Annotated in this window: 7 protein-coding genes and 1 pseudogene; 1 reads left to right on the top strand and 7 read right to left on the bottom strand. The window is 70.8% G+C overall.

Going from position 1 to position 9,214, the window contains the following annotated elements; genetic code table 11:
- Positions 1 to 298: 298 nt before the first annotated feature.
- The 3 genes and pseudogenes from AC08OP_RS15045 to AC08OP_RS15035 all read right to left on the bottom strand — a co-directional run bounded on the left by AC08OP_RS15045 (position 299) and on the right by AC08OP_RS15035 (position 5,675).
- Positions 299 to 2,425, bottom strand: a complete 2,127-nt coding sequence (locus AC08OP_RS15045) for a WD40 repeat domain-containing serine/threonine protein kinase (protein ID WP_476614775.1) — start codon at positions 2,423 to 2,425, stop codon at positions 299 to 301.
- A gap of 432 nt (positions 2,426 to 2,857) precedes the next feature.
- Positions 2,858 to 4,602, bottom strand: a pseudogene (locus tag AC08OP_RS15040) (RecQ family ATP-dependent DNA helicase).
- A gap of 221 nt (positions 4,603 to 4,823) precedes the next feature.
- A complete protein-coding gene (locus AC08OP_RS15035) occupies positions 4,824 to 5,675 on the bottom strand; it encodes a helix-turn-helix domain-containing protein (protein WP_476614774.1) in 852 nt (283 codons plus the stop codon).
- Positions 5,676 to 6,172: 497 nt separating this feature from the next.
- Here AC08OP_RS15035 and AC08OP_RS15030 point away from each other — a divergent pair, with 497 nt between their 5' ends.
- Positions 6,173 to 6,427 (top strand): hypothetical protein, encoded by a 255-nt coding sequence (locus AC08OP_RS15030; RefSeq protein ID WP_476595037.1) that lies wholly within the window; start codon positions 6,173 to 6,175, stop codon positions 6,425 to 6,427.
- Positions 6,428 to 6,483: 56 nt separating this feature from the next.
- Here the strand turns inward: AC08OP_RS15030 and hypE are convergent, their stop codons facing one another.
- The 4 genes from hypE to AC08OP_RS15010 all read right to left on the bottom strand — a co-directional run.
- Positions 6,484 to 7,545 carry a hydrogenase expression/formation protein HypE gene (gene hypE / locus AC08OP_RS15025; protein WP_476614773.1) on the bottom strand — a complete coding sequence of 354 codons (1,062 nt, stop codon included), beginning with the start codon at positions 7,543 to 7,545 and terminating at the stop codon, positions 6,484 to 6,486.
- Positions 7,538 to 8,644, bottom strand: coding sequence for a hydrogenase formation protein HypD (hypD, locus tag AC08OP_RS15020; RefSeq protein ID WP_476614772.1), 1,107 nt, complete (start codon positions 8,642 to 8,644; stop codon positions 7,538 to 7,540). Before hypD ends, hypE begins: the two co-directional genes overlap by 8 nt.
- Entirely contained in the window at positions 8,641 to 8,922 is a 282-nt protein-coding gene (locus AC08OP_RS15015) for a HypC/HybG/HupF family hydrogenase formation chaperone (RefSeq protein ID WP_476614771.1), read from the bottom strand. Before AC08OP_RS15015 ends, hypD begins: the two co-directional genes overlap by 4 nt.
- A 4-nt stretch (positions 8,923 to 8,926) precedes the next feature.
- On the bottom strand, positions 8,927 to 9,214 hold a 288-nt coding region (locus tag AC08OP_RS15010), incomplete at its 5' end, for a Kae1-like domain-containing protein (RefSeq protein ID WP_476614770.1).

Here is a 9,214-nt window from a genome sequence, read left to right as displayed (position 1 = left end):
CCCCACCGGCAGCGTCGCCATCCCGTCCCCATTCGCACGGCGGTGCTCGTGTCGCGCCGCTCATGGCCATCATCGAATGGCCGGAGCGGCTCCCACACGGCCGATGGTCCTGTCCGGTGCCCTACCAATGGCGGCGGGGCACCGGTCCGCGAGTCACCCTTCCCCACCGTTGACCGGAACGAACGGGCAGCATCCGCGCCCCCTCGGGGACCTGGCTAACGTGATCATCGTCAGTGCGGTGTAACTCCGGTCAGAGCCGCCACATGCCCCTAAACAGCGTTCATGGCGAGGGCAGCGTTCATGGCGAGGGCAGCGCCCACAGCCGGACCGTGCCGTCCTTGCTGCCGCTGGCGAGGGTGCGGCCGTCCGGAGAGTAGCTCACCGACAACACCCAGTCGGCGTGGCCGGTCAGCGGCTCGCCGAGGAGACGCGGGTGGAAGCGGTGGGCCGCATCCCGCAGCCCCCACAGCCGCACCGTGCCGTCGAGGCTGCCGCTGGCCAGGGTGCGGCCGCCCGGCGAGAAAGCCAACGCCCACACGGTGTTGGCGTGGCCGGTCAGGGGCGGCTCGAGCGGGCGTGGGGTGGCCGGGTCGGTCATGTCCCACAGCCGGATCAAGTCGTCCATCCCGCCGGTGGCCAGGATGCGCACATCGGGGGAGAGCGCCACCGAGAACACGTAAGCGGGGCCGCTCAGGGACCCGGCCAGGCGGGGGTGGGAGCGGTCGGTCACATCCCATATCCGCACCCTCTTCTCGTAGCCGGCGCTGGCCAGGATGTGCCCGCTCGAGGAGAACGCCATCGACGTCACCCCGCCGGCATGGCCGGTCAGGGGTGGCCCGAGCGGGCGTGGGGTAACCGGGTCGGTCACGTCCCACAGCCGCACCGTCTTGTCGTCACTGCTGCTGGCGAGGACGTCGTTGCCGGGGAAGAACACCGACCACACGGGTCCCGTGTGATCGGTGAGGGGTGGCCCGAGCTGGTGGGGACGGGAGCGGTCCGTCACATCCCACAACCAGATCGTGGTGTCCCAGCTGCAGCCGGCCAAGGTACGCCCGTCCGGGGAGAACGCCACTGACGTCACCCCGCCGGCATGGCCGGTCAGGGGCGGTCCGAGCGGGCGTGGGGTGGCCGGGTCGGTCACGTCCCACAGCCGCACCGTGCCGTCCCTACTGCTGCTGGCCAGGGTGCGGCCGTCCGGGGAGAACACCGCCGAGGTCACCCAACCGGTGTGGCCGGTCAGGGGACGACCGAGCTGGCGGGCACCGGTCTCGCGCCCACCGAGAGGAGCGGTGACGATCAGGACGGTGCCGGCGACAGCGAGCAGCAGCCCCACGACGGCGACGGTGATGGTGGCGCGGCGGCGCGGCGGCGCGCCGCGCCGAGGATGCGACGACGCGGGGCGCCGCCGGCCGGCGATGTTCCCGTCGGCCACCTCGGCCGGTGGTGTGCCACCCGTCGAAGGCACCGATGCCCCGGAAGGTACCGATGGCGCCGAGGACGCGCCGGTGGGAGACGGCCGTGGCGTCGGCTGGACGGACGCGGGCGGCTGCCCGATGGCGATGCGGATGTCGTCGTCGAGCCGCAGCGGGATACCCGACCGGGCGATCCAGTCCGGGCCGTACACGCCAGCGGCAGCTTCGGCGAGTTGGCACGCGAAGACGTGCGCGGACGGTGGACGGTCCGCCGGGTTCTTGGCCAGCGTCCACAGGACCACCGCCCCCAGCGGCGCGGGCACCCCGGCCGGCAGTAGGGGGACGCGTTCGAGGTGGTGCTGGCGCAGGACATGCGCGGGCAGGTCCGGGTCGAACGGTGCCACGCCGGCCAGTAGCTGGTAGAGCACCATCCCGAGGGCGTACAGGTCGGTGGCCGGCTCCAAGCGGCCGCCCATGATCTGTTCGGGGGCCATATACGGCGGTGTTCCGATCACCGCACTCGCGATGGCCCCCGACTCGCCGACGAATTTCGCGACCCCGAAGTCGACGACTTTCAGCAGGTCGGTAGTGTCGAAAAGAATATTGTCGGGCTTGATGTCGCGGTGCAGCACCCCTTTGCCGTGGGCGCAGGCCAGGGCCGAGGCCACCGCGAGTCCCACCGCGCAGGCCGTCTGCGGGCCCATGTCGGCCCGGCGCCGGGTCAGGGTTCCCCCGCCGAGCATCTCCATGACGAGCAGGTGCAGATCGCCCGTCTTGACGTAGTCGTAGACTCGAACCACGTGCGGATGATCCAGGCTGGCGAGGATCCGCGCCTCGGCGGCGAACCCGGCCGCCGCCCGGCCGTGCCCCGCATGCAGGACCTTGACCGCGACATCGCGCTGCAGGCCGCGATGCCAGCCCGCCAGCACCAGCCCGAATCCGCCCGCGCCCAGCTGGTCGCCCAGCTCGTAGCCGGGCAGCGCGGCGGCCAGCCGAGCCCGGTCAACAACCATCACAGCGGTCCGGCCTCATGCCAAGATTCACCGGTCCTTACAAATCTATATATTTCCTCCAGTGTGAGGTGTGATCCTAACCGGGGTCCTTCATGGGCCGGTCGGGTTGGTCTTCGGGTTGACGATCGGCCCGCCAGTGGAGAAGGTCAGCACAGGCAAGGCTGTTCGCGGGACGTGCGTCCCCCTCGGGGAAGCTTAGGATTAAGTTAGGCTAACCTAAGTCAATCGAGTTCCGTCAAGGGAACCATCCTTCCGGTCTGTGTGGGCTACTCTCGGTAAGCGTTGGTGGTGGGGAAACCTCGGCCTCCCCGCGCACCACTGGCTGGGGCCGCGGGGGCCACCCGCGTTTCGCGGTCGGCTCTACCGATCACTCCAGCGGTGCGGTACCGCTCTCCTGAGACGATGTCTCCGGTGGGTGGGCGGGAGCCTGGTTCACTCGGCGAGGAGGTCGAGGATCTGCTGCCCGTACTTGGCGAGTTTGTTCTCACCGACGCCGCTCACGGTGGCGAGTTCGGCCAGGGCGGCCGGCACGCGCACCGCGATCTCGCGCAGGGTGGCGTCATGGAAGATCACATATGCGGGGACGCCCTGCTCCTTCGCGACGCCGGCGCGCCAGGCGCGCAGTCGCTCGAACACCGGCACCGCCTCCGCCGACAGGTCGGCCGCCGGTGCGGCGTGGCGGGCCTTCGTGGTCCTGGCCGCGGTCGTGGTGGCCGCGGTCGTGGCTGTGGTGGGGGCGCGCTCCGGCTCGCGCCGCATCGGGACCGCCGAGCTCCGTGCCGATACCGAAGACCGTCAGGGTGTCGTGACTGTGCTGGGTCACTTTGGGCGTCCTCCTGCCCAGCAGGATGTCGATGAGGTGACCCGCACCGAACTTCTGGCGGCGCTCCCGCTGCAGTCGCAGCACGGCCGACAGCAACTTCTGGGCGGCGATCGTGGCGTCCCAGGACTGCGGGGGTGTCAGACAGGTGTCGCAGTTGCCGCACGGGGCGGTGTCACGCTGCCCGAAGTAGGCGAGCAGCCCGATGCGGCGGCACTCGACCGTCTCGCACAGCGCGAGCATGTCGTCGAGGTGTCTGCTCTGCTGCCGGCGGTGCGCGGGGTCGCCCGGGGACGTGTCGATGAGCTTGCGCGGCTGCACGACGTCCTGGAGACCGTAGGCCAGCCACGCGGTCGAGGGCAGCCCGTCCCGCCCGGCGCGCCCGGTCTCCTGGTAGTAGCCCTCGATCGACTTGGGCAGGTCGAGATGGGCGACGAAGCGTACGTCTGGTTTGTCGATGCCCATGCCGAAGGCGATGGTCGCGACCATGATGATGCCGTCCTCGCGCAGGAAGCGTGCCTGGTGCTCGGCTCTGGCGCGCGCGTCGAGCCCGGCGTGGTAGGGCAGCGCCGTGATCCCGTTCGCTACCAGGAAGTCGGCGATCTTCTCGGTGGAGGACCGGGACAGGCAGTAGACGATTCCCGCATCCGCGGCGTGCTCGGTGTGTAGCAGCTCCAACAGCTGCGCCTTCGGCTCCTTCTTCGGCACGATGCGGTACTGGATGTTCGGACGGTCGAAGTCGGCTACGAAGTGGCGGGCGTTCTCCAGGCCGAGCTCGGTGGCGATGTCGTCGTGCGTCCGCGGGGTCGCGGTGGCGGTCAGCGCGATTCTCGGTACGTTCGGCCAGTGCTCGCGCAGTGCCGACAGCTCGCGGTAGTCGGGCCGGAAGTCGTGTCCCCACTGCGAGACGCAGTGTGCCTCGTCGATGGCGAACAGCGCGATCTCGCCCCGGTCGAGCAGCCTGACCGTCGCGTCGGCGCGCAGCCGTTCCGGCGCCAGGTAGAGCAGGTCGAGGTTACCGGCGAGGAAGGCGGACTCCACGTCGCGACGCTCGTCGAACTCCTGCGCGGAGTTGCGGAGTTGAGGAACCCCGCGCGGACGCCGAGCGCCCGCAACGCGTCGACCTGGTTCTGCATCAGCGCGATGAGCGGTGACACCACGACGCCGGTGCCGCCCCGCACCAGGGCGGGGATCTGGTAACAGAGCGCTTGCCGCCGCCGGTCGGCATCAGGACGAGCGCGTCGCCGCCGTCGACGACATGCTCGATGATCTCCTGCTGGCCGTCCCGGAACGACTCGTAGCCGAAGACGCGGCGCAGCACCTGCGCGACGTCGCTCACGGATCGACCAGGGGGCACGAATCGACCAACGGGAAGGTCATTCTGGTCACTCTATGAGCCGCTGCTCCTCACCGGCTGGTCGCCCGGGCGGACGCCCGGTAGGACGGAAAGGCGACTATGGCGAGGCGACACCGTCCGACCGTAGTTACGCGGACCGATGGCCGCGTTTTGCCTCGTTCCCCCGCCTCGTTCCCTCCAGATGCCGCTTCGGGAAGCCGGCCGAGGCACGCAGGGACGCGTCATGGGACTCTGGGGTACTGCTTCTTGAGCCGGTCGATGAGCGCGAGCGCGGTGTTCTCCGAGCGGGCCATCGCCCCCCAACCCTCGATGAACAGGCCATCATAGCTCAATCCGACCCAGCGGCCGGTCAACCGGTCGCCGTGGGGATGCAGGGAGAGGAACACCGTCCCCTTGGACCGGACCGGTCCGTCGGAGGCGACGTACCAACCCATGATTATCTCGTTGTCCCAGACCCGCAGTTCGCCCCACCAGAGGTACCCGCCCTCGTCGACCGACAGGCCGCGGGAGATCGCCTCCATCTGGATGACGTCGCCGACCTGGTTCAGGTTCGCCTCCTGCGAGGTGCGGATCTCCTCGCCGTCCCGGAACGTCTGCCAGGCCGTCCACCAGTGCCCGGACAGCCCGACGGTGTTCCTTGTCCGGCGGTCGGCTCCCTCGGACGTGGACGTGGACGTGGACGTGAATGTGCGCCCGGGGACGGGGATGGCTGGTGCATCGGATCTCGTGACGGGACCGACGGCGGCCGCGCTCTCCCCGACGGTGAGCTGTCGATGATCCGTGGTGTCCACCTCCTCCAGAACTCGTCGCCACGGGATGCCCGCCTGACTCCCTTTGTCCTCCAGCCACGCGTGACGACGCAGTTCGATCAGGGAGCCACCGGCGTTCAGCTCTATGTCGATCGCGGTCACGAGCGACTGCGACGGCACCCCGAGCAGCCCGCGTTCAGCCTTCGACAGGTAGCTCGGCTGGTAGCGGACCCGATTGGCGAGCTGGGCCTGGCTCAGTCCAGCCGCTTTCCGTAACTGCACAAGTGCGTTCAGGAGGTCGGTGAGGCAGGGTTGCATGTCCATTTATCGTCTACCCGGGTCCAGGGCAATGGTTCATCGGCCGGCCGTTCTCATCTGGTCTGACTGTTGTCACACCCCGCGAGCCTGCGCCTGGCGCCAGGCTTACCGGGATCTCCGTCGGATCGTCGCATGTGGAGACCGCGGTCCTGACGGCGGTGTGCCGGGCGGGGAACCCGCGGTGTGCCGGGCGCCCCGCCGGTCGTCTGACGACTCTCACACCCTTCCCAAGCCGCCTGTCGTGCGTAAGTCTTGAAGCTGATGCCACGGAGCATGTCGACCGAGAACTGCACCGCACGGCCGAGAACTGGACCGCACCACTTGGACCGCACGACTTGGACCGCACGACCTGGAGCGGGGTGGGACATGGCGAGGATTCACCGGCTCACCGACGCCACTGTGTGTCCCGGGCGTCCTGCGTGTCGTGTGCGTCCCGGCGACTGGTGTAGCCCGCCCGGCGACCGGCGGCTCCGGCCCGGCGTGCTGTTCGGGCCGGGGCCGGCGTGACGGCGCCGCAGCCTTGCGACCGGCCGGCCAGGGACAACTGGCGCAAGGGCGGTTGGCAACGCGCCGAGGCCGCCCTCCGTACCGCGCAGCCAGGTGCCGGCGCGTACGCGGTCGTGTTCATCGATGACGCCGGCTCGCCCGCATCGGTTGTCGCGACGTTCCCCGGGCCCATGTCCGCCGAGATGTACGGCAAGATCATTGGAGGTCGGTTCCGGGTCCTCCGGATGGATCCGGCGCATCACGCGCCCTGACCCGCCGATCGTTGGAGCCGATCGTTGGAAAGGTGGGCGCGGCCACGCCGCCGAACTCAGCAGATGCGGGGGAGTTGCTCGCCGAGCGGCCGGTCGACGATGCGGGTTCCCCCGAACGCGGTGCGCCCGACGACCACGCCCGGATGCTCCGTGGTGACCGTGCCGATGGCGGCCGCGTCACGCCCCGCCGGATGCGCCCGCATCGCCGCGAGCGCCGCGTCGGCGTCGGCATCGGCGACGAACGCGACCAGCTTGCCCTCGTTCGCCACGTGCAGCGGGTCGAGGCCGAGGAACCCGCAGGCCGCCTCGACCGCGGGCGGCACCGGCACGGCGCGCTCGATGAACTCGATGCCCGTCCCGGACGCGGCGGCGATCTCGCACAGCGCGGTCGCGAGGCCACCCCGGGTCGGGTCGCGCAGCGCGTGGACCCCTGGCGCGGCCGCCAGCACCGCCGCGACCAGCCCGTGCAGCGCCGTCGTGTCGGAGCGGACCTCGCCGCCGAACTCCAGCCCGTCGCGCACGCTCAGCACGGCGACACCGTGCTCGCCGACGGGACCGGAGACGATGACCCGGTCGCCGGGCCTCGCCCGTTCGGGGCGGATGTCCACCTCGGCCGGGACGAGCCCGATGCCGCTGGTGTTCACGTACAGACCGTCGGCCAGCCCGCGCTCGACGACCTTGGTGTCCCCGGTCGCCAGCCGCACCCCCGCCGCGGCCGCGGCCCGGCCCATCGCCTGCGCCACCCGGCCCAGGACCGCGAGCTCCAGGCCCTCCTCGAGGATGAACCCGGCCGAGAGCGCCACCGGCACCGCGCCGGCACAGGCCAGGTCGTTGATGGTGCCGTGGACCGCAAGCTCGCCGATGGAGCCACCGGGGAAGAACAGCGGGCGCACCACGTACGAGTCGGTGGAGAACGCGAGCCGGGCGCCCGCGACGTCCAGGACCGCCGAGTCCGCCGGCGCCCGCGCCACGTCGGTGGTCCCGAACGCGGGCAGGAACAGATGCTCGATCAGCTCGCTTGACAGCACGCCGCCGCCGCCGTGCCCCAGCACCACCTGGTGATGGTCACGCAGCGGAAGTGGGCAGGTCCAACCGGTCGGGTCGACGGGGTCAGCCACGGCCGACCGCCGGGGTCAGCCGCCGGAACTGGAAGTAGGCGGCGCACGCCCCCTCCGCCGAGACCATCGTCGCGCCGAGTGGGGTGCGTGGCGTGCAGGAGGTTCCGAACGCCGGGCACTGTGGCGGTTTGACCAGGCCCTGCAACACCTCGCCGCTGCGGCACTCGGCCGGCTCGGCCACCGTGAGGCCCCCGACGTCGAAGCGGACCTCGGCGTCGAAGTCCCGGTACACCGCGGACAGCCGCCAACCCGAGTCCGGGATTGTCCCGATTCCCCGCCAGGACCGGTCACACACCGTGAAAACCTCGGCGAGGATTTCCCGGGCCGCCGGGTTGCCCGCCGGCCGCACCGCCCGCGGGTAGGCGTTCGCGAGTTCTGCCCGCCCCGCCTCGAGCTGCTTGACGGCGTGGCGCACCCCGTCGAGCAGGTCGAGCGGCTCGAAACCGGTGACGACGATCGGTACCCGGTAGGTCGCCACCAATGGCTCGTATTGGGAGGTGCCCATCACCGTGCACACGTGGCCGGCCGCCAGGAACGCCGCCACCCGGTTCGCCGGCGAGGCGAGGACCGCGGTCATCGCCGGCGGCACCAGCACGTGGCTGACAAGTACGGAGAAGTTGCCGAGCTCACGGCGCCGGGCCGCCACCACGGCCATCGCGTTGGCCGGGGCGGTGGTCTCGAAGCCCACCCCGAAGAACACGACCTGGCGGTCCGGGTTCTCCTCGGCGAGGCGGACCGCGTCGAGCGGCGAGTAGACCACCCGGACGTCCCCACCGCGCGCCCGGACCATGAACAGGTCCGTGCCGCTGCCGGGGACCCGCAGCATGTCCCCGAACGAACAGAAGATCACCTCGGGGTGGGCGGCGATCGCCAGCGCCCGGTCGATCGTCTCCAGCGGCGTGACGCACACCGGGCAGCCGGGGCCGTGGATGAACTCGACCTGGTCCGCGAGGAGCTGGTCGATCCCGTTACGGATGATCGAGTGGGTCTGGCCGCCGCAGACCTCCATGATCGTCCAGCGCCGGGTCGCGGTGGCGATGATCGCATCCAGCAGCCGGCGGGCCAACGCCGGGTCGCGGAACTCCGTCAGGTACCTCACCGGCTCGGCCCGGTCATGCCCGGTCCCGCCGCGCGCGATCCCAGCTCCTCCTCGAGCAGCCCCAGGTCCCGGAACATCGCGAGGGTCTCCCGCGCCGCGGCCTCGTCTACCCTGATCAGCCCGAAGCCGGCATGGATGATCGTGTACTCCCCGACGGTCGCGTCGGGCAGGTAGGCGAGGCACACCGTCTTGGTGACGCCGCCGAAGTCGACGATCGCCATCCGCGTACCGCGGTCGTCCCAGATCTCGATGATCTGGCCCGGTATCCCCAGACACATGCCGTCAGGCTTCCTTCCCGCCGAAGGTCGGCTCCGTCGGGCGGCCCAGCGCCGCGACCGCCGCCTGGCCCAGCGCCAGCCCACCGTCGCCCGGCGGCACCACCCGATGGACGAGTACGTTGAACCCGGCGGTGGCGAGCCGGGCGCGGCAGGCCCGCGTCAGCACCACGTTGGCGAACACACCGCCGGTCAGACCGACCAGGCGGACTCCGTACCGCCGCCGCGCGAGCCCCGCGACCTCGGCCACCGCGTCCGCGACCGCCAGATGGAACGCGCCGGCCAGCACCGGCAC

It is taken from the genome of Frankia sp. CeRuru1 (assembly GCF_977966315.1).
This window is presented reverse-complemented; position numbering and strand designations above follow the sequence as displayed.

Excerpts from the sequence above, each read along its gene's own strand:
- AC08OP_RS15045 (WP_476614775.1), bottom strand. The coding sequence starts at position 2,425 with ATGGTTGTTGACCGGGCTCGGCTGGCCGCCGCGCTGCCCGGCTACGAG.
- AC08OP_RS15035 (WP_476614774.1), bottom strand. The coding sequence starts at position 5,675 with ATGGACATGCAACCCTGCCTCACCGACCTCCTGAACGCACTTGTGCAG.
- AC08OP_RS15015 (WP_476614771.1), bottom strand. The coding sequence starts at position 8,922 with ATGTGTCTGGGGATACCGGGCCAGATCATCGAGATCTGGGACGACCGC.